This window comes from Micromonospora sp. DT53 (assembly GCF_049841535.1).
GTDB lineage: Bacteria > Actinomycetota > Actinomycetes > Mycobacteriales > Micromonosporaceae > Micromonospora.
Genome location: NZ_JBNCKM010000009.1, coordinates 1 through 23,491 on the forward strand (window position 1 = coordinate 1; position 23,491 = coordinate 23,491).

Annotated in this window: 20 protein-coding genes and 1 pseudogene; 6 read left to right on the forward strand and 15 right to left on the reverse strand. The window is 71.2% G+C overall.

Annotated elements, in window-relative coordinates; genetic code table 11:
* Positions 1 to 200 (reverse strand): annotated as a pseudogene (locus ACLQ3B_RS25230) (endo-1,4-beta-xylanase); the annotation flags it as partial.
* A gap of 340 nt (positions 201 to 540) precedes the next feature.
* A complete protein-coding gene (locus ACLQ3B_RS25235) occupies positions 541 to 2,316 on the reverse strand; it encodes a family 43 glycosylhydrolase (RefSeq protein ID WP_425783486.1) in 1,776 nt (591 codons plus the stop codon).
* A gap of 697 nt (positions 2,317 to 3,013) precedes the next feature.
* Here ACLQ3B_RS25235 and ACLQ3B_RS25240 point away from each other — a divergent pair.
* Together ACLQ3B_RS25240 and ACLQ3B_RS25245 are read left to right on the forward strand one after the other, a co-directional pair.
* Positions 3,014 to 5,350: a beta-L-arabinofuranosidase domain-containing protein gene (locus ACLQ3B_RS25240; protein WP_425783186.1), complete on the forward strand. Its 2,337-nt coding sequence runs from the start codon at positions 3,014 to 3,016 to the stop codon at positions 5,348 to 5,350.
* A gap of 440 nt (positions 5,351 to 5,790) precedes the next feature.
* Positions 5,791 to 6,528 (forward strand): endonuclease/exonuclease/phosphatase family protein, encoded by a 738-nt coding sequence (locus tag ACLQ3B_RS25245; protein ID WP_425783187.1) that lies wholly within the window; start codon positions 5,791 to 5,793, stop codon positions 6,526 to 6,528.
* A gap of 46 nt (positions 6,529 to 6,574) precedes the next feature.
* Here ACLQ3B_RS25245 and ACLQ3B_RS25250 read toward each other — a convergent pair whose 3' ends face one another.
* Both ACLQ3B_RS25250 and ACLQ3B_RS25255 read right to left on the reverse strand, forming a co-directional pair.
* Complete coding sequence (locus ACLQ3B_RS25250) at positions 6,575 to 7,459, reverse strand: MHYT domain-containing protein (RefSeq protein WP_328654363.1); 885 nt, start codon at positions 7,457 to 7,459, stop codon at positions 6,575 to 6,577.
* Positions 7,460 to 7,624: 165 nt separating this feature from the next.
* Positions 7,625 to 10,426, reverse strand: a complete 2,802-nt coding sequence (locus tag ACLQ3B_RS25255) for a DEAD/DEAH box helicase (RefSeq protein WP_425783188.1) — start codon at positions 10,424 to 10,426, stop codon at positions 7,625 to 7,627.
* A gap of 86 nt (positions 10,427 to 10,512) precedes the next feature.
* Between ACLQ3B_RS25255 and ACLQ3B_RS25260 the strand changes: the two genes are divergently transcribed.
* Positions 10,513 to 11,283 (forward strand): HAD family hydrolase, encoded by a 771-nt coding sequence (locus ACLQ3B_RS25260; RefSeq protein WP_425783189.1) that lies wholly within the window; start codon positions 10,513 to 10,515, stop codon positions 11,281 to 11,283.
* Positions 11,284 to 11,301: 18 nt separating this feature from the next.
* Here ACLQ3B_RS25260 and ACLQ3B_RS25265 read toward each other — a convergent pair whose 3' ends face one another.
* The 3 genes from ACLQ3B_RS25265 to ACLQ3B_RS25275 form a co-directional block, all read right to left on the reverse strand.
* On the reverse strand, positions 11,302 to 11,697 hold the full coding sequence (locus ACLQ3B_RS25265) for a hypothetical protein (protein WP_425783190.1): 396 nt from the start codon (positions 11,695 to 11,697) through the stop codon (positions 11,302 to 11,304).
* Entirely contained in the window at positions 11,694 to 11,990 is a 297-nt protein-coding gene (locus ACLQ3B_RS25270; RefSeq protein WP_425783191.1) for a hypothetical protein, read from the reverse strand. The genes ACLQ3B_RS25265 and ACLQ3B_RS25270 overlap by 4 nt, the downstream gene beginning before the upstream one ends.
* A 179-nt stretch (positions 11,991 to 12,169) precedes the next feature.
* The gene (locus ACLQ3B_RS25275) at positions 12,170 to 13,378 is read right to left on the reverse strand and encodes an MFS transporter (protein ID WP_425783192.1); all 1,209 of its coding nucleotides are present in this window, start codon (positions 13,376 to 13,378) and stop codon (positions 12,170 to 12,172) included.
* 342 nt (positions 13,379 to 13,720) lie between these two features.
* Between ACLQ3B_RS25275 and ACLQ3B_RS25280 the strand changes: the two genes are divergently transcribed.
* Complete coding sequence (locus tag ACLQ3B_RS25280) at positions 13,721 to 14,638, forward strand: EamA family transporter (RefSeq protein ID WP_425783193.1); 918 nt, start codon at positions 13,721 to 13,723, stop codon at positions 14,636 to 14,638.
* Here ACLQ3B_RS25280 and ACLQ3B_RS25285 read toward each other — a convergent pair.
* The 6 genes from ACLQ3B_RS25285 to ACLQ3B_RS25310 form a co-directional block, all read right to left on the reverse strand.
* Complete coding sequence (locus ACLQ3B_RS25285; protein ID WP_425783487.1) at positions 14,601 to 15,524, reverse strand: diacylglycerol kinase; 924 nt, start codon at positions 15,522 to 15,524, stop codon at positions 14,601 to 14,603. The two genes, ACLQ3B_RS25280 and ACLQ3B_RS25285, sit on opposite strands and share 38 nt — an antisense overlap.
* 136 nt (positions 15,525 to 15,660) lie before the next feature.
* Positions 15,661 to 16,614: a twin-arginine translocase subunit TatC gene (gene tatC / locus ACLQ3B_RS25290; RefSeq protein ID WP_425783194.1), complete on the reverse strand. Its 954-nt coding sequence runs from the start codon at positions 16,612 to 16,614 to the stop codon at positions 15,661 to 15,663.
* A gap of 18 nt (positions 16,615 to 16,632) precedes the next feature.
* Positions 16,633 to 16,947: a Sec-independent protein translocase subunit TatA gene (gene tatA / locus ACLQ3B_RS25295; RefSeq protein WP_091408718.1), complete on the reverse strand. Its 315-nt coding sequence runs from the start codon at positions 16,945 to 16,947 to the stop codon at positions 16,633 to 16,635.
* 159 nt (positions 16,948 to 17,106) lie between these two features.
* On the reverse strand, positions 17,107 to 17,352 hold the full coding sequence (locus tag ACLQ3B_RS25300; protein WP_328654369.1) for a hypothetical protein: 246 nt from the start codon (positions 17,350 to 17,352) through the stop codon (positions 17,107 to 17,109).
* Positions 17,353 to 17,362: 10 nt separating this feature from the next.
* A complete protein-coding gene (locus ACLQ3B_RS25305) occupies positions 17,363 to 18,418 on the reverse strand; it encodes a helix-turn-helix transcriptional regulator (protein WP_425783195.1) in 1,056 nt (351 codons plus the stop codon).
* Entirely contained in the window at positions 18,415 to 19,413 is a 999-nt protein-coding gene (locus tag ACLQ3B_RS25310) for a helix-turn-helix transcriptional regulator (RefSeq protein ID WP_425783196.1), read from the reverse strand. Before ACLQ3B_RS25310 ends, ACLQ3B_RS25305 begins: the two co-directional genes overlap by 4 nt.
* Positions 19,414 to 19,530: 117 nt before the next feature.
* Between ACLQ3B_RS25310 and ACLQ3B_RS25315 the strand changes: the two genes are divergently transcribed.
* Both ACLQ3B_RS25315 and ACLQ3B_RS25320 read left to right on the forward strand, forming a co-directional pair.
* Entirely contained in the window at positions 19,531 to 20,535 is a 1,005-nt protein-coding gene (locus tag ACLQ3B_RS25315; protein ID WP_425783197.1) for a cation diffusion facilitator family transporter, read from the forward strand.
* A gap of 49 nt (positions 20,536 to 20,584) precedes the next feature.
* Positions 20,585 to 21,670, forward strand: a complete 1,086-nt coding sequence (locus tag ACLQ3B_RS25320) for a DUF3866 family protein (protein ID WP_425783198.1) — start codon at positions 20,585 to 20,587, stop codon at positions 21,668 to 21,670.
* A 149-nt stretch (positions 21,671 to 21,819) separates the two neighbouring features.
* Here ACLQ3B_RS25320 and ACLQ3B_RS25325 read toward each other — a convergent pair whose 3' ends face one another.
* The gene (locus ACLQ3B_RS25325; protein WP_425783199.1) at positions 21,820 to 22,014 is read right to left on the reverse strand and encodes a hypothetical protein; all 195 of its coding nucleotides are present in this window, start codon (positions 22,012 to 22,014) and stop codon (positions 21,820 to 21,822) included.
* 79 nt (positions 22,015 to 22,093) lie between these two features.
* Positions 22,094 to 23,452 carry a Pup--protein ligase gene (gene pafA / locus ACLQ3B_RS25330; protein WP_124771093.1) on the reverse strand — a complete coding sequence of 453 codons (1,359 nt, stop codon included), beginning with the start codon at positions 23,450 to 23,452 and terminating at the stop codon, positions 22,094 to 22,096.
* Positions 23,453 to 23,491 lie beyond the last annotated feature (39 nt).

Genomic DNA, 23,491 nt, shown 5'->3' on the forward strand with positions numbered 1-23,491 from the left:
TTCAAGATCGTCGTGTACGCGCCGGTGGACAGCTTGCCCGTCGCGACAGCAGCCCCGAAGTAGCGCCCCTTCTCGGCCGCGGACGCGCGGAGGGTCGTGCCGGCGCTGGCCGAGGTGGTCAACGCCATCGTCATACCGGCGGCGAGGACGCCGGTGACCGCGATGGTCACCGCCGCCCGCAGGGCTCTTCTGTGATTCATGCGGATTCCTTCTCTGTGGTGGTGCAGCGATGGAGGCGCAGCGCCCGAATCTGCTTCAGCGACATCGGAGACGACAGCATCGGTCGCCGTCGCGGCAGCAGTGCGGGGAGTCCTGACCCGACGTCCGGCATGCCCTGGGCGGACGTCGCGCTCCGAGGGGCCACAGCGGGTTCGCCCGGTGAACCACAGGTGCGGCCGCCCTCAACCATCGACTGTGAGCGATAACATGCCGTTCGTCAAGTCGTAACCAACCGTGCCGAGAACCTGTCGCTCCGGTCGCAGCCACGGGGCACGTCGTCGTGCTGCCGGAGCCGTACGAGCACGGCTCCGGCAGCGCCCGTCACTGGAACGAGACGTCGTCGACGAGGAGGCTGTCGGTGCCCGCCGCCGTCTCCACGTAGAAGGCGGCACCGGACAGCGTGCCGCTCCACGACACGGTCGTCGTGCCGGTGAGCTGGGTCCAACCGTTGACGTTCACCCCCACCGCCGGGGTCAGCTGGAGGTAGCTCGTGGTGCCGTTCGCGGTCAGCGACAGCGTCGCCTTCGCCGCCGGGGTGCCGCTCTGTGCGCGTACCCAGACGTTTGTGGTGTAGCTCTTGCCGTTGGTGAGCTTGCTGGTCACGTCCTGGCTGGGGCCGTTCCACGCGCCGGTCCGGCCGGTGATCGACAGCGACCCGCTGCCGCCGTGCGCGACAGTGGTGTTCCTGGTGAGCATGCCGCTGCCGTGCACACCCCAGCCCGTCGTGCCGTTCTCCACGTCACCGTTGGTGACCAGGTTGGCGCTGCCGCCGCCGGTGCCGCCGAACTGCCACCAGTTGATGTTGAACAGGTTGCCGGTGCCACCGGCGAAGCGCAGGTAGAGATCATGGGTGCCGGTCGCCCCGCTCACCGCGCAGGTGGTGGTGGTCCACGTCTGCCAGCCGCCGGTGCCGCCGACGGTGCAGGTGCCCACGGTCGGGCCGCTGGCGCTGTCGAGGCGCACCTCGATCCGGCCGCCGCTGGTGGCCGACGCGACCCGGGCGCTGAACGAGGTGGCACCCGCGCCGAACGCGACGCCCTTGACCTTGATGTTGTCGCCGTTCTCGATCCAGCCGACGTTCATCCCGCCCTCGCTGGACGCCTCGGTCTCGATCCCCGAGCCCCACGCGATCGTCTCGGCCTCCTGCCGCACGTACGGGTTCAGCGTGCCCACCTGCGGTGCCCCCGTACCGGTCATCGTGATCGTCGGGAACATGCCGCTGCTTGTGTAAGTGAACTTCTCCACCGCGACCGAACGGGTGTAACCACTACCACCGGGCAACGCCCCGTTGTGATAGAAGAAATACGATCCACCCTGGAAATCGATCACACCCGCGTGATTGGTGAAGCTGGCGCCCTGGCGCGGCATGATCGTTCCCCGGTACGTCCAGGGCCCGGTCGGCCCCGTCGCCGTGGAGTACGCGATGAACTCCGAGCAACACTCCGCCGCGAACACGTTGTAGTACAGGCCGTTGCGCTTGAACACCCACGGCCCCTCCTCGTACAACGTCGGCCGACTCGCATTGCCGTTACGGGTGCCGAAACCCGCTGTCGTGAGGGGAATGCGTGTCGCGCTGCCGGAGTACGAGATCATGTCGGCGTTCAGCTTCACGTACCACAGGCCGGGGTTACCCCAGTACAGGTACGCCTGCCCGTCGTCGTCGATGAAGACGGACGGATCGATCTCGTTGTTGCCGACGAGTGGTCGACCGAGCGCGTCGCGGAACGGCCCGGTCGGGCTGTCCGCCACACCGACACCGATGACCATCTGACCGTTGGAGCGCTGGCGCACCGGCACGTACCAGTAGAACTTCCCGTTACGGGCGATGACCTGCCCGGCCCACGCGTTGGCGTCCGCCCACGCGAAGGTCGCCAGACTCATCGGCGAGCCGTGATCGGTCCAGTTCACCATGTCCGCGGACGAGTACACCCGCCACTCACGCATGGTGAAGTAGGTGGAGTTGTCCTCGTCGTGTCCGGTGTAGAGGTAGACCCGACCGTTGTGCACCATCGGCGCCGGGTCGGCGGTGTAGATGTTCTGGACGATGGGGTTGTCGGCCTTGGCCGTTCCCGGGATCAGTGCGAGGACGCAGGCCATGCTCGCCAGCAAGGCGAGGGCGCGCCCGGCCCGGCGGGTGGCCCGCGTTGTGGATCGATCTTTCACCTTCACGATTACTCCCACAGAGAGTGCGCCGTGCGCGATGTCTGACTCGGCGAGCCACAGCTGTCCTGCTGCCGCTCGAACCGGGCCTTGCCGTCCGCACGCCGTGCAGTACGACCGGCAGCCGTGTTAGCGCTAACAGCTATTTCCGGACACCCCCTCCCCCGTCTGACCTGGATTTTTGCGAGGCGCGGGATGTCCGTCGTAACCACATCGCAGCATTGCTGTATCGACGTGGACATCCAAGATTTACGATGCACCGTACTGAGCGACCCGGCGGGCGTCAACGCCAGGCCAATCGCTCTCCACCCATCGCCATTCGTCACACACGGTCACTTTCTGGTGATCGCGACCCGACGGATGTCCGTTTCGGACCATAGCTGCCATCGGGGCGCGGGCAGGTTGTCGCAGGATGGGTCAGCCAGGCACCCGAGGGGTTGCGGGTGTGTTAACGACGAACTATGTTAGCGATCACATCGATGTGCCGCGATCAGCGCCTGGGTGGGCACCCGGCGTCCACGGCGACCGCGTTCCCCACCACCCACACCGCATCCGTTGTCGGCCCCGTCGCGGCCGACCGCCCCCGCCGCCATCGATGGCGGCCCCGACGTACCCGGCCACCTGGAGGTTCCCCATGCCACCCCCGCCCCTCAGCCGCCGCAACCTGCTTCAGGCCACCGGTGCCACCGTGGTGCTCTCCGCGACCGGCGCCGCCGTCTCTCCCGGAAGCGCGTCCGCCGCCATCGTGCCCCCGGCCCGGGCCGACATCGGCGTCTCGGCGTACGCATTCGACCTCGGTCAGGTGCGGCTGACCTCCGGCCGCTGGATGGACAACCAGTCGCGGACGCTCAACTACCTGCGGTTCGTCGACGTCGACCGGATGCTCTACAACTTCCGCGCCAACCACCGGCTCTCCACCAACGGCGCCGCCACCAACGGGGGCTGGGACGCGCCGAACTTCCCGTTCCGGACCCACATGCAGGGCCACTTCCTGAGCGCGTGGGCGTACGCGTACGCGGTCCTGGGCGACACCACCTGCCGGGACAAGGCGAACTACATGGTCGCCGAGCTGGCCAAGTGCCAGGCGAACAACGGCGCCGCCGGGTTCGGCTCGGGTTACCTCTCCGGCTTCCCGGAGTCCGACTTCACCGCCCTCGAGGCACGGACGCTGTCCAACGGCAATGTGCCCTACTACTGCATCCACAAGACCCTCGCCGGTCTGCTCGACGTCTGGCGCTACATCGGCAACACGCAGGCCCGCACCGTGCTGCTGTCGCTGGCAGGCTGGGTCGACACCCGGACGAGCCGACTGAGCTCCAGTCAGATGCAGTCGATGCTGGGCACCGAGTTCGGGGGCATGAACGACGTGCTCGCCGACATCTACCAGCAGACCGGCGACAGCCGGTGGCTCGCCACCGCGCAGCGGTTCGACCACGCCGGCGTGTTCGACCCGCTGGCCAACAACCAGGACCAGCTCAACGGCAAGCACGCCAACACGCAGGTGCCCAAGTGGATCGGCGCGGCCCGGGAGTTCAAGGCCACCGGGACCACCCGTTACCGGAACATCGCCAGCAACGCGTGGAACATCACCGTCGGCGCGCACACCTACGCCATCGGCGGCAACAGCCAGGCCGAGCACTTCCGGCCGCCCAACGCGATCGCCGGCTACCTCACCAACGACACCTGCGAGCAGTGCAACACGTACAACATGCTCAAACTGACCCGGGAGCTGTGGCTGCTCGACCCGAACCGGGCCGACTACTTCGACTACTACGAGCGCGCGCTGATGAACCACCTGATCGGCGGACAGAACTCGGCCGACAGCCGCGGCCACATCACCTACTTCACCCCGCTGCGGCCGGGTGGCCGTCGGGGTGTGGGCCCGGCCTGGGGTGGCGGCACCTGGAGCACCGACTACAACTCGTTCTGGTGCTGCCAGGGCACCGGCCTGGAGATCAACACGAGGTTGATGGACTCCATCTACTTCTACAACGGCACCACGCTGAGCGTGAACCTGTTCACGCCGTCGGTGCTGAACTGGACGCAGCGCGGCATCACCGTCACCCAGACCACCAGCTTCCCGGTCAGTGACACCACCACGCTGACCCTGAGCGGCTCGATGAGCGGCTCCTGGAGCATCCGGGTGCGGATCCCGTCCTGGACCAGCGGTGCGACGATCTCCGTCAACGGCACTGTGGAGAACGTCACCACCACCCCGGGCAGCTACGCCACGGTCACGCGCACCTGGGCCGCGGGCGACACCATCACCGTGCGGCTGCCGATGCAGATCGCCGTCAAGGCCGCCAACGACAACTCCAACGTCGGCGCGGTCACGTACGGCCCCACGGTGCTGGCCGGCAACTACGGCAACACGGCCCTGAGCACCCTGCCCACCCTCACCGTCTCCTCGATCACCCGGACCAGCACCAGCTCGCTCGCGTTCACCGCCAGCGCGAACGGGTCCACGGTGAACCTCGCCCCCTTCTACGACGCCCACGGCTACAACTACACGGTCTACTGGAACACCACAGGTAGCGGCGGTGGCGGCGGCAGCAGCTACCGCCTGCAGAACGTCGGCACCGGGCTGGTTCTCGGCGTGCAGAACATGTCCACCGCCGACGGTGGCCTGGCCGTGCAGTGGAGCGACAGCGGCACCGCCGACCACAACTGGGTGGTCGTGACCGACGGCAACGCGGTCCGGTTCCGCAACGTCCACAGCGGCAAGGTCCTGGGCGTGGAGAACATGTCCACGGCCGACAACGCTCGCGTCCTGCAGTGGGCGGACAACGGCACCGCCGACCACCGGTGGATCCTCGTGGACAACGGCGACGGGACCTACAAGATCCGCAACGTCAACAGCAACAAGCTGCTCGGCATCCTGAACGCGTCGACCTCCCTGGGTGCGCAGGCCGTGCAGGATTCCGACAACGGCAGCGCGGACAACCGGTGGAGGCTGGTCCGCAACGCCTGACCTCCACCCCGCCAGACGGGCTCACCGGCGCGGTCACCCGAAGACCGCGCCGGTGACGCCGGGCGTCGTCGGCCTACCCAACGCCCGGTTCACCACGCCGCCCACCCCCACCACGCCGTACACGCCCGTCGCGGTCCGCGCCCACGGAGCGACAGGCGGGGGTACGCGCCACGCGAGTGCCACCTCGGCCCGCCGCTCTGGATCTCGATCGCCGATCGGCCGCCAGTAGGATCACTGGCACCTCGGCGGCGACTGTCGCCTCGTGCACCCCCGGAGTCTGTGTGGCCGCCCGTTCGTACCGGTTCCTGCGCCGAACCCTGGTCGTGGGCTGCCTCATCGCGGCCGCCGCACTGCCAGCCGCACGCCCAGCCGCACGCCCGGCGGCACCCCCGACCGGACCAAGCGCCGCCGCGAAAGCCCCGCAGCCCACGGTTCTGCGGATGCTCCAGATGAACCTCTGCAACAGTGGCCGCGCCGGCTGCTACACCGGCCAGGCGATGGCCCGGGCCGCCGAGGTGATCACCGTCGAGGCCCCCGACGTGGTCACTCTCAACGAGATCTGCGCGGGCGACCTGACCGTCCTGCGGCGCGTGTTCCAGGCCGTCCACCCCGGCCGGACCATCGTGGGCGCGTTCCAGGCCGCCGGCGACCGCCCAAGCGGCGACGACACCCGCTGCCGCAACGGCCAACGATTCGGCATCGGGCTGCTGGCCCACGTGCGGACGCCGAGTTCCCCGGCCAGGGTGTACGCCGGAACCCACCCGACGCAGGACCTCGCGGACCCCGAGGAACGAGCCTGGCTCTGCGTCGACGTCGACGGCGCCCTGCTCGCCTGCACCACGCACCTGTCGGCCAGCGGCGGCTACCGCGTCGCGCTCGCCCAGTGCGACCACCTGCTCGGCACCATCCTGCCGATGATCAGCCGCGACGCCGGGCACGAGCCCACCGCGCTGGGCGGCGACCTCAACCTGCGCGCCGGCCACGACCCCGACGTGCGGTCCTGCACACCGCCGGGCCATCAGCGCATCGACGACGGCGGACTGCAACACGTCACGGCGACCCGCGAGATCAAGCTCTGCTGTCGCAGAACGGTGCCCATGCACGGGACGACCGACCACCCCGGACTGCTTGTCACACTCAGCATCGACGGTAGCCGACCGGGCCGGCGGCCGGCCTGATCCGCCACCGCGCCGTACGCGGACGGGGCCGGCCGGCCGCACGGCATCAGCGCGGCGGCGTGTCCCGGCGGGACGGGAACGGCGTACCCGGCTGACCGAGGGTGGAGCGGGCGCGCAACCCGACCGGGTCGGGAGCAGCGGTGGGCGCCGGGGCCGCCGGCTCCGAGAGCCGCCGCGCGTCCAGGTACGCGGTGGCGGCCCGGTCGTCGTCGGTCGGAGCGGCGAGCAGGGCGTAGAGCAGCCCGACGACCCCGAAGACCACCGCCAGCACGATCGGCACGAGCAGGGTGCTCACCCCGGCGCCGGTCACCTCACCCGCCCGTTCGTGGCGGTGCACCGACAGGGCGCTCATTCCGGTGAAGTGCATCCCGTTGACGGCGATCCCCATGACCAGCGCGGAGGCGAAGATCGCCAACCCCCGCCGGACGGTCATCGCGAGCCACAGCGCGACGGTGGACGCCACCACGGCGATGACCACCGAGAGCACGACCCGGACCGTGTCGTAGCCGAGACTGCCGTTGAGGCGCATGGCGGCCATGCCGGTGTAGTGCATGGAGGCCACGCCGGCGCCGGTGAAGATACCGCCGGCGATCAGGCGTACCGGATTCAGCCGGCCGGTGCCCACGATGGCCAGGCCGATACCGACCGCCACCACGGCGATGGCCGTGCTGGCCGCGGTCAGCGGCACGTCGTAGCGGATCCGGGTGTTCTCGACGGCGAAGCCGAGCATGGCCATGAAGTGCATCGCCCAGATGGCGGTGCCGCCCAGCGCCCAGGCCGACAGCAGACCCCACCACGCCCGCTGGCCGTTGGTGCGGGCCGTGCGGATGCGCCCGGCGCAGACCAGACCGAGGATCGAACCGAGCACGGACAGCGCGTAGCTCAGCGCGGGCGTGATCCAACCGTACTCAAAGTGATTGATCTCCGCCACGGCGGCTTTCTCCCCATTCGTTACCGACGCGTCAACAAGACGCCTCGGCAATGATCAGGGGTGCTGTGATCAGGCGCAACAGTGCCCCCTGGGCTATCCGAGGGGTGCCGTCACGGTGACCGTCCGCTGCGTCGATTCACCGACGATAATGACTGAGCGTGATTGTCACGCTGACGTGTGGTACGCGAGAACACCTCGATTGACGGCCGCTATAGCCTGTCGAGCCGTCGACCGCAGCTCCGTTGTGGCACCGCCGGAGTCGGCAATCTGACCCAGCAGGTCGACGACCTGTCGGGCCCACCGGACGAAGTCACCGGCGGGCATCTCGCCATCGATCTCGTGACCGCTGCCGAGCACCTTCGCCAGCGCCTCGCCCCGGGCCCACCGGTAGACGGGCCAGGCGAAACCGAGATCCGGCTCCCGGGTCGCCGTCAGCCCCCGCGCGGCCTCGTCGGCCTCGATCTCCCCCCACAGCTTCAGCGTCTCGTCCACCGCGTCGGCCACCGGCCCGCGCGGCAGCGACGCCCGCTCGTCGACATCGCGGCGCGCCTCGAACACCACCACTGACACCGCGGCGGCCAGCTCGGCCGGGGACAACCCGTTCCACACCCCCCGGCGCAGGCACTCGGCGACCAGCAGGTCCGCCTCGGTCCAGATCCGGCCCAACATCCGACCGGCGTCGGTGACGGCACCGTCGCGGGCGAGGTAGCCACGCTCGGTCAGCAGCGCCACGATCCGGTCGAACGTTCGCGCGAGGGACCCCGTACGACCACTGACGCGCTCCCGCAGCTCCTCGGTGTCGCGCTCCAGCCGTCGACGCCGCTCCGCCCAGCGGGCGTGCTCCTCCCGCTCCGGGCAGGCGTGGCAGGGATGGTGACGCAGCTCGGTGCGGAGCTGGGTGATCTGGTGGTCCTCGCCGGTCACCTGCCGGGAACGGCCCCCGCGTCGGCCACCGTGCCGATCCAGGCCGGTGCCGCTGACCTCGGCGGCGAGATCCCGCCGGGCGCCCGGGGACCGGTGGTTGAAGTGCTTGGGCACCCGGATCCGGGCCAACACCTCGGCCGGAGTGGTGAAGTCGCCGGGGCTGACCCGCCCGGCCCACCGGTCCTGGGTGAGCACCAGCGGCCGGGGCTCACCGAACCCACCGGTCGCCGGGTCCAGCACCACGGCCAGCCCGGCCCGCCGGCCCGACGGCACCCGGATCACGTCGCCGACCCGCAGCCGCTCCAACGAGGCCACCGCGGCGGCCTTGCGCTGGGTCTGCCCCTGCCGGGCGATCGCCTTCTCCCGGTCGGCGATCGCCACCCGCAGCGCGAAGTACTCGTCGAAGTCGCCGTGATGGCAGGCGGCCTCCGCGCCGTACGCCTCGATGGTCTCGGTGTTGCGCTGCACCTGCCGGGCCAGGCCGACCACCGACCGGTCCGCCTGGAACTGGGCGAACGAGGACTCCAGCAGGGCCCGAGCCGGCTCCGCGCCGACAGTGCCGACCAGGTTCACCGCCATGTTGTACGACGGCCGGAAGCTGGAGCGCAGCGGGTAGGTGCGGGTGGACGCGAGCCCGGCCACCTGCCGCGGGTCGGTCTCCGGGGACCACACCACCACGGCGTGCCCCTCCACGTCGATGCCTCGACGGCCGGCGCGCCCGGTGAGCTGGGTGTACTCCCCCGGCGTCAGGTCGACGTGCGCCTCGCCGTTGTACTTGACCAGCCGTTCCAGCACCACGCAGCGGGCCGGCATGTTGATGCCCAACGCCAGCGTCTCGGTGGCGAAGACCGCCTTGACCAGACCGCGGACGAACAACTCCTCGACGATCTCCTTGAACACCGGCAGCATGCCGGCGTGGTGGGCGGCCAGGCCGCGTTCCAGGCCGTCCAGCCACTCCCAGTAGCCCAGGACCGACAGGTCCTCACCGGGAATGGCGGTGACCCGGGACTCGACGACGCGGCGGATCTCGGCCCGCTCCTCCGCCGAGGTGAGCCGCAGCCCGGCGGCGAGACACTGCTGCACGGCGGCGGCGCAACCGGCCCGGCTGAAGATGAACAGGATCGCCGGTAGCAGACCCTCCCGGTCCAGTCGGTCGACGATGTCCGGGCGCAACGGGCCACGCCAGCGCGGGCCGCGCCGGCCGGCACCGGGCCCGGCGCTGCGCCCCTCACCCAACTCCAGCCGCCGCGCGGTCTCCCGGGTGTAGCGCAGCAGCTCCGGGTGCACGTCGTGCTTGCGGGCGGCGTCGGCGTCGTGGAACAGGTCGAACATCCGCTTGCCGACCAGCATGTGCTGCCACAACGGCACCGGCCGGTGCTCGCTGACCACCACTGCGGTCTCGCCGCGCACGGTGACCAGCCAGTCGGCGAACTCCTCGGCGTTGGAGACGGTCGCCGACAACGAGACCAGGGTGACGGAGGCGGGCAGGTGAATGATCACCTCTTCCCAGACCCCACCGCGGAACCGGTCGGCCAGGTAGTGCACCTCGTCCATCACCACGTACGCGAGGCCCTGGAGGGTGCTGGAGCCCGCGTAGAGCATGTTGCGCAGCACCTCGGTGGTCATCACCACCACCGGCGCGTCGCCGTTGATCGCGTTGTCGCCGGTCAGCAGGCCGACCTGCTCGGCGCCGTACCGGGCGACCAGGTCGTGGTACTTCTGGTTGGACAGCGCCTTGATCGGAGTGGTGTAGAAGCACTTGCGCCGCGCCGGTGGGGTCGCCGCGTCGACATCGGGCACCGGGTCGTCGGGCCGCCCCCGCAACGCCAGGTGGACGGCGAACTCCCCGACCACCGTCTTACCGGCGCCGGTGGGAGCGCAGACCAGCACACCGCTGCCCCGCTCCAGCGACTGACACGCCTCCCGCTGGAAGTCGTCGAGGTCGAACCCCAACTCGAGGGCGAACTCGTCCAGCGCCGGAAACTGTGCGGCTTGTGCGGCCTTGCGGCGCGCCGCTGCGTACCGCTCGGCGGGGCTCGACATGGCACCAAGATTAGTGCGTGCCGAGTCATGTCACCCCACAAGGCCGTCCGGAGGCACGGTCGGGGGCGGTCGGTAGGGTGCACGGCGTGCCGGACCATGCCGAACCGCCCCAGACCAGTCCGCCGGGCACCGCTGAGGCGCCCGCCGCCCGCCGGGCGTCCCGACGCCCTGTCAAGGCGGTGCTCTTCGACTTCCACGGCACCCTGGCCCAGGTGGAGGACCCCCAGCGGTGGGTGCTGGAGGCCGCTGCGGCGTGCGGCGTCACCCTGGACCGGGTCCGCGCCACCTCGCTGGCCGACCGACTGCTGACCGCCGGCCGCGCCGGCGGGCCACTGCCGGCACGGGTGCCGCCCCGACTCGCCGAACTGTGGGCCGACCGGGACCTCTACCAACACGCCCACCGGGGCGCGTACACCGGGCTGGCCGAGACCGTCGACGCCGGCATCGACGGCTTCGCCGACGCGCTCTACGAGCGGCTGCTGACCGCCGAGGGCTGGCTACCGTACACCGACGCCGCCCCCACGCTCACCGCTCTGCGCGACGCCGGGGTGCCGGTGGCGGTGGTCAGCAACATCGGCTTCGACCTGCGGCCACACTTCGACACCTGGGGGCTGACCGACCTGGTCGGCGCGTTCGTGCTCTCGTACGAGGTGGGGCGCTGCAAACCCGACCCGGCGATCTTCTGGCGTGCCTGCGGGATGCTGGGCGTCGACCCGGAGCAGACCCTGATGGTCGGTGACACCCCCGCGGACGCGGGCGCCGTGGCCGCCGGCTGCTCGGTGCTGGTGCTCCCGGCCGCCGAGCCGGGCCGGGAGAACGGGCTGGGCGCGGTGCTCGACCTCGCCCTGCCGGCCTGAACCCGCCGTGCTGTGCCGTCAGCCGGGAATGTGAATCACCGGTAGCTCGTCGCCGTACCGGGCCTCCCCGGTGAGGATCGAGGCGTCGTGTTCGAGGACGGCCAACGCCGTGGTGGCCAGGTCGGCACGGCCCGTCACCGTGCGCCAGAAGCTGAGTTCGTGCCAGGAGTGTCCCTCGGTCGAGAGCACCGCACAGGCGTCCAGGTTCAGCAGCCGGTGCAGAGTCGCCCGTTCCTTCGGGTCGCTGACGATCGCCAGCGCCTCCGCCGCGGTCACGGCGGTGACGCCAAACCTGTTGCGGTCCTGGATGACCTCGTGCAGCGGCTCCCCGACGTGCACCGACCCCGCCAGGTACGCCAGCAGTGCCGACCGGTCCAGCACGAGCCGGATCGGCCGGTCGTCCTCGGGGCTCACGCGGCCGGTTGTTCGGGCGTTCCGGCGGCGGCGTCCAGCGCGTGCTGGCGGACCCGCTCGCGAAGGGCGCTGCGGCGGTCCGGCGACCAGTCGGCCTCCACGGCGGCCCGGCGGGCGCGCGCCTCGGCCACGCCCTGCTCGCTGATCGGGATGCCCTGGTGGGCCAGCTCCGCGTCCAGGGCGTCCAGCCGCATCCGGTCGCGGACGGCCTGGGTGATGTAGGCGCTGGCGTTGGACTCCTGCTCCAGGCGCTCAGCCACGTCGGGTGGCACGGAGATCGATAGTTTCCGCATCGCACTCGTCATACCGGGAACCGTACGCCGGTGGCACCGTGGGTGGCGAACATCTACGGCCGTGTCGGCTTTGCGCTCTCGCGGCGCACGGCCAGAGCGGTCGGAACCTCGGACCGCCACCCCGGATACCCCGGTGGCGAGCGGCGAGACACCGCCGCTCGCCACCGGGGCCAGGGCGGTCAGGCGGCTCCAGCTTCGCGCAGGGGACGCCAGGCGAGGACGGTGATTGTCACCATCACGGCGGCGGCGATCCAGAACGGTGTGGTGATCTCCCAGACGCTGGCGAACAGACCGCCCAGGAGCGACCCCAGCGCGGCTCCGCCGAGATCCAGCAACGCGTACACGCTGCCGACGCGGCCGCGTAGCGGTGGCGGCACGACCCGCTGCCGGGCCGAGGTGACGACGATGCCCCACACCATGGCATGGATGCTGAACACGACCAGGGCGATGGCGGCCAGCCAGGGTGTCGTCGTGATCGCAAGGGACACGTGTGTGAGGATCTCGACGACGAGGCCGGCGCGCAACACGGTGGCGTTGCCGAGCGCTCGCATGAGTCTCGCGGCGATTGTCGTGCCGACGAGGCCGCCGACCGCGAACGCGGTCAGCAGGAAGCCGTAGCCGACGCCAGACACACCCAGACGCTCCCGGCAGTAAAGTACGAACACGGCGAACGCGGCACCGAACGCGATGTTGCTCAGGCCCATGCTGACAGCAAGGAGCCGCAGCAGGCGGTGTCGCCACAACCACGTCAGACCTGCGGCGACCTCGGCACGCAGTGAGGTCTGCTCACGGGGTTTCGCGGAGACCGGCCCAGGTCGGATACCCGCTATCAGCGCCGCGGAGATCGCGAAGGTGAGCGCGTCAACGCCGAAGGGTACGGCGGCGGAGATGACGAATAACCACGCGCCGAGCGGTTTGGCGACGAACTGGTTGCCGATGGTGAAACTCGCGTAGAGCCGGGCGTTGGCGCCCGCCAGTTCGTCGGGGGCGACCACCGCTGGGAGTAGGGCGCCCATAGCGGTGTCCGCGAGGGTTTCACCGACACCCAGGATGAAGAGCACCAGGTAGATGATGATCACGCTGACAGTCTCGGTCGCGATGGCAGCCGCCAACCCCGCCAGCGCTCCGGCGCGCGCCAGGTTGACAACCATGACCATGCGGCGCCGGTCGAGTCGGTCGACATAGGCGCCGCTGATCAGGGCGAGCAGCAGCCAGGGCAGTTGCTGCGCGAAGACGGCGCCGGCGATGAGGGCCGGTTTGTCGGTGACGGACGCGACCAACAAGGGGCCGGCAGCCATGGTCACGCCGTCGCCGACGTTGGACACCGCGGCGGCGGTCCACAGTCTGGTGAAGTCCGCGCCAAGACGCGCGGATACAAGGGCACGCAAAAGAGCTCCTCGAGCCAGGGAAGGAAACGGTCGTCGTAAGACCGCTCCGCGGCGAGGAGCACCAGAGCACCGGCGGGAATCCCCGGTGCTGCCCGATCAGTACCGGGCGGGCTCTCGCGGCGAAGCGGAGACCGTGACCAGGTCGAGGCGCATCCCAGCTCCCAACTGTGGATCGATACCGTTCCGAACAGGGTAGCCGCCCATCGAGGCTCCTGTATCCCCGCACACGCTCGCCAGACGGACGAGCAGCAGACGCGGGCTTCGCCACGAACCGACTGGGACGGCACGCCTTTCGGCAGGTGGACACCGCCGCACGGCGGCCGGAGCTGAGCGCCTAGCGTCGTGCCCGTGACCGAGACCCTGCTGCCCACGCCATCGCCGGCCGACACGCCACCGGCCCGGCGCGGTGGCGTCGCCGCCGTGGGGCTGGTGCTCGGCGGGGCCCTGTCGGTGCAGTTCGGCTCCGCCGTGGCCGCGTTGCTCTTCCCTCGGACCGGGGTGGCCGGCGCGGTGACCCTGCGGCTGACCATCTCTGCGGTGCTGCTGCTCGCCGTGTGCCGGCCCCGACTGCGCGGGCACGACCGCTCGGCGTGGCTCGCGGCCGGCGGGTTCGGGCTGGCGCTGGCCGGCATGAACTCGCTGTTCTACCAGGCCATCGAACGCATCCCGCTGGGCCCGGCGGTGACGCTTGAGGTGCTCGGCCCGTTGGCGCTGTCGGTGTTCTCCGCCCGGCGACCGGCCAGCTGGGGCTGGGCGGGGCTGGCACTGGCCGGGGTGGCGCTGCTCGGGCAGGGCGGCTTCGACCGGCTGAACCCCGTCGGGGTGGCCTTCGCGTTCGGCGCGGGCGCCATGTGGGCCGCGTACATCGTGCTGAGCGCCCGGGTCGGCGGCCGCTTTCCCGGCGCGGACGGGCTGGCCCTGGCGCTGACCCTCGCCGCGCTTGTCACCCTGCCGCTGGGCATCGTCGACGGCGGCGCGGTGCTGCTCGACCCGCCGGTGCTGGCGCTCGGCGCCGCCCTCGCGGTGCTCGCCTCCGGGCTGCCCTACACCCTGGAGCTGCTGGCGCTACGGCGGATGCCGACCGCCACCTTCGCGGTGCTGATGAGCCTCGGCCCGGCCGTCGCCACGCTCGCCGGCTGGCTGGTGCTGCGACAGGCGCTGACCCTGCTGGAGTGCGCCGCCATCGTGCTGGTCATCGCGGCGAGCATTGGCGCGGTACGGGTCAACGCAGCAGCCGCAGGGCGCCCGGAACCGCGCTGATCGTCAGCGGCAGCTCCAGGGAGCGTTCCCCGTCGGCGTACGAGGTGATGCCCTCGGCGGCCAACTCCACGGTGCGGGCCCGGAAGCTGTACACCATCGGGTGGTTGACATGGGTGCCCTCGTAGATGCGCGGCTTCACCCGGACCAGGGTCCGCCGGTCGACCGGACCCGCCACCACCACGTCGAGCAGCCCGTCGGTCGGGTCCGCGTCGGGGCAGATCCGCATCCCACCGCCGTACGTGGGGCAGTTGCCCACCGCCACCAGCACCGCGTCCAGGTCCTGCGACACCCCGTCGAGGCTCAACGTGTAGCGGCGTGGGCGCATCCGGGCCAGCTCGACCAGGATCGCCAACTCGTACCGGCGCGGGCCGCGTGGCCAACGCATCCGGTTGGCCCGCTCGTTGACGATCGCGTCGAACCCGGCCGCGAGCACCGCCCCGTACCAGCGCTCGACCCCGTCGACCCCGACCATCCGGGCCAGGTCGACAGGTCGGCTGCGGCCCTCGCGCACCGCGTCGGCGATCACCGCCGCCGCGGCGAAGGGCTCGGCCGGGAAGCCGACGTCCAGGGCGAAGTCATTGCCGGTGCCGGCCGGGATCGCGCCGAACGGTACGTCGGTGCCGGCGACCGCCTGCAACGCCCGATGCACGGTGCCGTCCCCACCGACCGCCACCAACGCGCCGGCGCCGTCGGCGACAGCGGCCCGGCACACCGCCTCCGCCTCGGCGGGGCTGGACACCGGCAGCAGCCGGACCGGCCGCCCACCGGCGGCCAAACCCTCCAGCAGCCGGGGCAGCAGAGCGCGGTGCCGCCCACGACCAGCGGTCGGGTTGGCGAGCACGGCGACCGGGCCGGGCAGGTGATCGTCTGCGGTCACGGGCAGCACCGTACCGGTCGGACACCTGTTGTTCACCATGGGCAGATGCCGTCACCACCGGTTGCGCTACCAGCGCTAAATGTGATGCAACGACGCCGCCCCCAGAAACGGGGACGGCGTCGGCAAACCGGGCGGCGCGGGGCCGTCAGGTCATATCGTCGTAGCGGCGTTCGATAGGTGCCGGTGGGGCGATCGGATCGGGTACGCCGATCGGCGCGGTCGAGTCGACCCGCTGCCCGGCCACGACCGGGTCCGCGTCGAACTCCAACGGCGACACCTCGTCGTCGTCGATGCCGGCGTAGACCTCCTTGCCCCGCCCACGCCGCTTGTCGTTGAGGAACGCGATGCCCACCGCCACGAAGTACAGCAGCGAGAGGGAGAGCGCCAGCAGCGTCATGCCGAACGGACCCGGATCTGGGGTAGCGACAGCCGCGAAGGCGAAGCAGATGAAGATCACCGCCCGCCACCAGCTCAGCAGTCTTCGTCCGCTGGCAATCCCAGCGAAGTTGAGCATGAGTAGGATCAGCGGAAACTCGAACGCCACCCCGAACAGCAGGATCATGTTCGTAATGAAGGCGATGTAGGCGCTGACCTCGAACTGGTTCGAGAGCCCGCCGACACCAGACTCCATCAGGAACCCAAGGCCCTTGTCGACCACGACGTAGGCCAACATCGCCCCAGCGGCGAACAGCGGCGCCGCGATCGACACGAAGACGTAGGCCCACTTCCGCTCATGTCGGTGCAGACCGGGAGCAATGAACGCCCAGAGCTGGTACAGCCAGACCGGCCCGCCGATGATCAGGCCGAGCCAGAGCGCCAACTTCAGCTTCAGCACGAAACCAGTGGTCGGTGCCAGTGCCAACAGGTCCTGGCAGTTCCCGAACGCGTCCCTGGTGTCGGGCAGCCGGCAGTACGGCTGCTTCAGAAGCAGGAAGACCGGATCGGCGAGCAGGAACCCGACGATCAGGCCGGCGACGATCGCCAGTGACGCACGGAACAGACGATTACGTAGCTCACGGACGTGCTCGATGAGCGTCATCGACCCGTCGGCGGCCCGCTCGAACGCCTTTGGGCCACGTTTACGCAGTGCGAAGGCCACGGGAGTGGGGCCCTTCGGTCAGTTGTCGCGGACGCGGTGCACCGGGTCGACGACCGGCTGCTGCGGCGGCGCCTGCTGGTACGGGGCCTGCTGCGGCTGACCAGCGTACGGCGCCTGCTGCCCGGCGTGCGGCGGCAGCGGCTGGTAGCCGGCCTGCGCGTCGGCCTTCTCGGCGAGGTCACGGTCGTCTTCCTGCAGGCTCTTGGTCTCGGCCTTGATGATCCGCAGCGACCGACCCAGCGAACGGGCCGCGTCGGGGAGCCGCTTCGCACCGAAGAGCAGGATCAGCACAACCACGAGAACAGCGATGTGCCACGGCTTGAGGGCACCCATGAGAAGCTCCAGTCGCTCTGTGTCCGGGGGGTGGTACGCAGCCCATCGTACGTGCGGATCGGCTGCCCGCCACCCACTGGGTGGTGGTGGTCCGGGCGGGAGGGTGAAGTCTTGACCAACCCGCGATGATCCGTCAACCACCGCCGGGTGCGTACCCGATCAGCCGCGCTTGGCCTTGATCACCGCGAGTCGCTGGGAGGTGGTGTCGAGCCGACGTTGGACCTCCTCGGCACGCTGTTGCAGCGCCTCGGCGGTTTCCCGCAGCGCCTCGGCCTCGGCGGCCCGCCGCTGCAACGCCACGGCGGCGCGGCGCAGCCGGGGCAGCCGGGCCAGCACCGGGCGCGCGGCCAACGCGAGCGCCACGAGGGGTAGCAGCACCACCGCGAGCACGATCCAGATCAGCACGGCGGTCAGCCTACTGGGTGCGGCCGGCCACCGCCGGGTCACCCGACGCCGCGCGCTCCGGGTCGACCTCGGGCGGCCGGGGCACGGCCGTGGGCGCTGGCACGGCGTACGCGTCCAACGCGGCGGCCGCCGTCGCCCGCACCTGCTCGGCCAACTCGACCGGGGCGACCACCGTCACCTCCGGGCCGAGGCCCAGCACGAACCGGCGGGCCCACAGCAGGTCGGTGACCCGCAGGGAGACGAGCCACTGGTCGCCGTCGCCGGCCTCCACCCGCTCGCACGGGTAGTACTCGGTGATCCACCGCTCGCCCCGACCGATGCGCAGGGTGATCAACGGCAGGTCGGCCGAGGGGCGGAACACGCCCTCGGTGAGGTCGTGCGGGACGGCCTGCGGCGGCACCGTGGCCGGCTCGTCCAGCTCGGTGACCGCGTCGATGCGGTCGGCGCGGAACAGCCGGACGGCCTCCGCACGCCGACACCACGCTTCCACGTACGCCCGGCCACCGACCATGAGCATCCGCAGCGGGTCGATGACGCGTTCGGTGGTCTCGTCCCGGGCAGCCGTGTAGTAGGTGATCCGCAGGGCCTTGCCGCCCTCCACGGCGGCGCGCAGCGCCTCGACCCGCCGGGTGTCCCCGGGCAACCGGACCGCCACCGGCGCGCCCACCAGGTCGCCCGCGGCCTCGATCTTGGCGAGGGCCCGTTCGACGGCCTCCCGGTTGGCCACCCCGGGCGTCTCGGCCAACATCCGCAGCGCCACCACCAGTGCCAGGGCCTCGTCGGGGGTCAGCCGCAACGGCCGGTCGATGCCGGCGTCGTAGGTGATGGTCACCCGGTCACCGTCGAACGCCATGTCGATCAGGTCACCGGGGCCGTACCCGGGGAGCCCGCACACCCAGAGCAGCTCCAGGTCCTCCCGGAGCTGGCGCTCGGTGACGCCCAGGTCACCGGCCGCCTCGGCGATCTCGATGCCGGGCCGGGCCAGCAGGTAGGGCACCAGGTTGAGCAGTCGGGCCAGCCGGTCGGCGGACGCGCGGGAACCGTTGCGGGCGGCCGGGCGGGTCACCGGGCACCTCCGCTGACGGCCAGCTCGTCGCTGTGCACGGCGATCTCCTTGAGTCGTTGGATGACCGCCTCGCGGACCTCCGGTGGGTCCAGGACCCGCACGTCCGGGCCGTAGCCGACGAGATGACCGGCCAGCCCGTCCGGGTCGGCGTACGGCAGGACCAGCCGGTCGCCGTCCGGCCCGGCGGTCACCTCCACCGCCCAACGGCGCAGCCCGGCGGCCCGCCCGGGCGCGGCCAGCACCGTGGCCCGACCGGTGCGCTCCACCGGGCCCGACCAGCGGGCCACGTGGCTGATCAGGTCGACGTTGGCCGGCGGCTCGTACGCGCCAGGGGCGCCGGTCACCCGGACCGCGCCGACGACCCGGGACAGCCGGAAGCAGCGGGTCGCCTCCCGGTCCTGGTCGTGGCCGACCACGTACCACCGGCCGCGCCAGCAGACCACGCCCCACGGTTGCAGCCGCCGCCGGCTGGGCGCGTCGCGGTCGGGCACCCGGTAGTCGAAACCCACCTCGCGGCGGTCCCGAGCGGCGGCGGTCAGCGGCGCGAACGCCGGGTCGACGGTGACCATCGGCTCCAGGCCGAGGGTCGCCTGCGGGTCCACGTCCACCCCGGCGGCACGCAGCTTGGCCAGCCCCGACGACGCGGCGGCGGCCAACCCGGCGTGCTGCCACAGGCGGGCGGCGATGCCGACCGCTGCGGCCTCGTCCGGTTCGAGGAGGATGTCGGGCAGCGCGTATTCGCGGTGGGCGATCCGGTAGCCGGGCTCGGCGTCGAAGGCGCTCGCCGTGCCGGTCTCCAGTGGCACACCCAGCTCACGCAGCTCGGCCTTGTCCCGTTCGAACTTGCGCTGGAACGCCTCGTGGTCGCGCGCGTCGTCCGGATCGTGCTCGTAACCGGGCACGGTCGCGGCGATCTGCGCGGCGGTCAGGAACCGTCGCGTGGACAGCAGGCAGATCACCAGGTTGACCAGGCGTTCGGTGCGGGTCCGCGACACGCGGTAGACGCTAGCAGCCGACCCGCCCACACCGTGCACCCACGCGGGCGTGCCGCACACTTGTTCGGATCGGGCCTCCCCCGGCGCGTCGCCGTCCGCGGTCATAGGGTGATCCTCATGTCGCAAGCGGAGGCCAGGCCCGAGAGTGAGAGCGTCGGCACCGTCGTCGTCGCCGGTGCCGCCAACCTCGCCATCGCCATCGCCAAGCTGATCGCCGGGCTGATCTCCGGATCAGCCGCGATGCTCTCCGAGGCGGCGCACTCGGTCGCCGACACCACCACCGAGGTGCTGCTCTTCCAGGCGCTGCGCCGCGGCGCCCGCCCGGCCGACCAGCGACACCCCTTCGGGTACGGCAAGGAAAGCTACGTCTGGGCGTTCTTCGCCGCCATGTTCACGTTCGTCGCCGGCGCCGGTTTCGCCGTCACCCACGGCGTCACCACGATCCTGGTGCACGAGCACAGCGGCGACTACCTCATCTCGTACATCGTGCTCGGGGTGTCGTTCGTCATCGAGTCGATCTCACTGGCCCGGGCGGTGCGGCAGGTCCGCCGCGAGTCGCGACGCTGGCGGACCACACCTCGGCGGTTTTTGCGGCTGACCGCCGACACCACGGTCAAGGCGGTCTTCCTGGAGGACAGCGCGGCCCTGATCGGCCTGGTGCTGGCCGGGCTCGGCGTCGGCCTGTCGCACGCGACCGGCGACGAGGTGTGGGACGGCGTCGCCTCGATCCTGATCGGGCTCCTGCTGCTGACCGTCGCCGGGGTCCTCGCCGGCAACAACCTGTCGCTGCTGGTCGGCCGGGCCGTCCCGGAGCGGCTGCGCCGCGAGATCGAGCAGGAGCTGGCCGGGCTGCCCGAGGTGGAGCGCATCGACACTCTGTTGACCATGCAGCTCGGCCCGGCTGACATCCTGGTCGCCGCGAAGGTCGACTTCCGGGACGAGGCCACCGGCGCACAGATCGAGGCCACCGCGGACGACGCCGAACGGCGGCTCACCGACCGGTACCCGGAGATCCGGTTCGTCTTCCTCGACCCCACCCGTTCGCTGCCCGGCGTCACCGGCACCGCCCGGGACACCCAGGCCGGGCCGAGCCCGGACGCCGGCGGCCCCGAGCCGACCTGAACCACACCCGGGCGCGGGCCGTCGGGCCCGCGCGGCTAGCGTGCCCGTCATGGTGCGATGGCGTACGGGGACGGTGGCGACGCTGCGACGGCAGTGGACCGGGGCGGTGGAGCTGGACGTCGACCTGCCCGACGGCACGCGGATGCGGGCACTGGCCTACCCGGAACTGGTCGGCACGCCCGAGCCCGGCGACCGGGTGCTGCTCAACGCCGGCGCGCTGCTGATGGGGCTGGGCACCGGCGGGTACGCCTTGGTGGTCGCCCTGCCGGACCGGCTACCGCCGGACCCGCCGGACGTCGCCGACACCCGCGACGCCGGGCACCTGGTCAAGGCCCGCTACACGCCGTTGCAGCCGATCCTCCTCGGCGTCGACGAGGACGCGTCCCCGCACCGCGACGTGCTGGCCGACGCGGACGACCTGGGCGGCCTGCCGGTGGTCACCGCCGACCTGCACTCGGCGCTCCCGGCGATCCTGGCCGGCATCCGCGCCGACGCCCCGCGTGCCCGGGTGGCGTACCTGCTCACCGACGGTGGGGCGCTGCCCGCCTGGTTCTCCCGCACCCTCGCCGGGCTGCGCACCGAGCTGGCCGGCACGATCACCGTCGGGCAGGCGTTCGGTGGCGACCTGGAGGCGACCACCCTGCACGGCGGTCTGCTCGCCGCCCGGTACGTGCTGCACGCGGACGTGGCGATCGTCGCTCAGGGGCCGGGCAACCTGGGCACCGGAACCCGTTGGGGCTTCTCCGGCGTCGCCGTCGGCGAGGCGGTCAACGCGGTGGCCACGTTGGGCGGTCGGCCGGTCGGCTCGTTGCGCATCTCCGACGCCGACCCTCGCCCCCGACACCGGGGCGTGTCACACCACAGCCTCACCGCGTACGGCCGGGTGGCGCTCGCCCCGGCGGAGCTGGTGGTGCCCGAGGACCTCGCGCCGTCCCTCGCGGCCGAGGTGCACGCGGCGCTGACGCCCCTGGCGGCCCGGCACCGGATCGTCCGGGTGCGCACCGACGGTCTCGACGCCGCGCTGCGGGCCAGCGCCGTGCCGCTGTCCACCATGGGCCGCGGTCTCGACGCCGACCACGCGTACTTCCTGGCAGCAGCCGCCGCCGGTCGCCACGCCGCAGCCCTCCTCCCCTAACACCCACCCCCACCCCGGCCCCGGCCCCGGCCCCGGCCAACGCCGTTGATCATGAAGTTATTGCCCGCCGCCTCGGCGTGTCCCGGCAATAACTTCATGATCAACGCGAGGGAAGGAGGGCCCTGGGGGTGGGGGGAGGGGGGCGGGGGTTAGGCCAGGAAGATCAGGGCTAGCCAGCCGCCGACGATGAGGGCCAGCGCCAGGGCCAGCACCCAGGTTGGCACCGTGTAATCACCGCGCCGGTTACGGTCGACCTCGGCGCGGATCTTCTCCCGCCGGCGTTCGATCCAGTTCTGCCGCTCGGTGCCGCGGTCGGGGCGGTCGGAAGGTCCAGAAGTCGTCATGGCGCGCTCAGCTTAACCGCTCGGCGCGGCGAGCTGACCGGCCCCGTCGGCGCAGCGCACCGCCGGGGCCGGCAACCCGTCACATGCTGGCGATCAGCCGCTCCACCCGTTCGTCGTACGCCCGGAACGGGTCCTTGCAGAGCACGGTGCGCTGGGCCTGGTCGTTGAGCTTCAGGTGCACCCAGTCGACGGTGAAGTCCCGGCGCTTCTCCTGTGCGTGCCGGATGAACTCGCCCCGCAGCCGGGCCCGGGTGGTCTGCGGAGGCGTCTCCTTGGCCTCGAAGATCTCCGGATCGGTGGCTACCCGGTCGACGTCGCCGCGGCGCTCCAGGAGCCCGTAGAGGCCCCGGCCACGACGCACGTCGTGGTAGGCCAGATCCATCTGCGCCACCCGGGGGTGCGACAGCGGCAGGTCGTGCTTGCGCTGGTAGCGCTCGATCAGCCGCAGCTTGCTGACCCAGTCGATCTCCCGGGAGACCGGCTCCAGATCGCCAGTCTCCACCGCGTTGAGCACCCGACCCCACAGCTCGACGACCCGCTTGGCGGCCTGGTCGCCACCGCGCCGCTCGACGAACTCGGTGGCCTTGGACAGGTACTCCTGCTGGATGTCCAGGGCGCTGACCTCCTTGCCGTTGGCCAGCCGCACCTTGCGCCGGCCGGTGATGTCGTGTGACACCTCCCGGATGGCCCGGATCGGGTTCTCCAGGGAAAGGTCGCGCATCACCACCCCGGCCTCGATCATCCGCAGCACGATGTCGGCGGTGCCGACCTTGAGCAGCGTCGTCACCTCGTTCATGTTGGAGTCGCCCACGATCACGTGCAGCCGCCGGTAGCGCTCGGCGTCGGCGTGCGGCTCGTCGCGGGTGTTGATGATCGGGCGGCTGCGGGTGGTCGCCGAGGAGACGCCCTCCCAGATGTGCTCGGCCCGCTGCGAGAGGCAGTAGACCGCGCCGCGTGGGGTTTGCAGAACCTTGCCGGCCCCGCAGATCAACTGCCGGGTGACCAGGAACGGGATGAGCACGTCGGCGAGCCGGCCGAACTCACCGTGCCGGGACACCAGGTAGTTCTCGTGGCACCCGTACGAATTGCCGGCCGAGTCGGTGTTGTTCTTGAACAGGTAGATCTCACCCGCGATGCCCTCGTCGTGCAGTCGCTTCTCCGCGTCGACGAGCAGGCCCTCCAGGATCCGCTCGCCGGCCCGGTCGTGGGCGACGAGATCGGTCACCGAGTCGCACTCCGGTGTCGCGTACTCCGGATGCGACCCGACGTCCAGGTAGAGCCGGGCCCCATTGCGCAGGAAGACGTTGCTCGACCGACCCCAGGACACCACGCGACGGAACAGATACCGCGCGACCTCGTCCGGGGACAGCCGCCGCTGCCCGCGATAGGTGCAGGTGACGCCGTACTCGGTCTCGAGGCCGAAGATTCGCCGCTCCATGCTGTGACATTAGCCGCCCGGAGGCCCGGTTCGTCACTG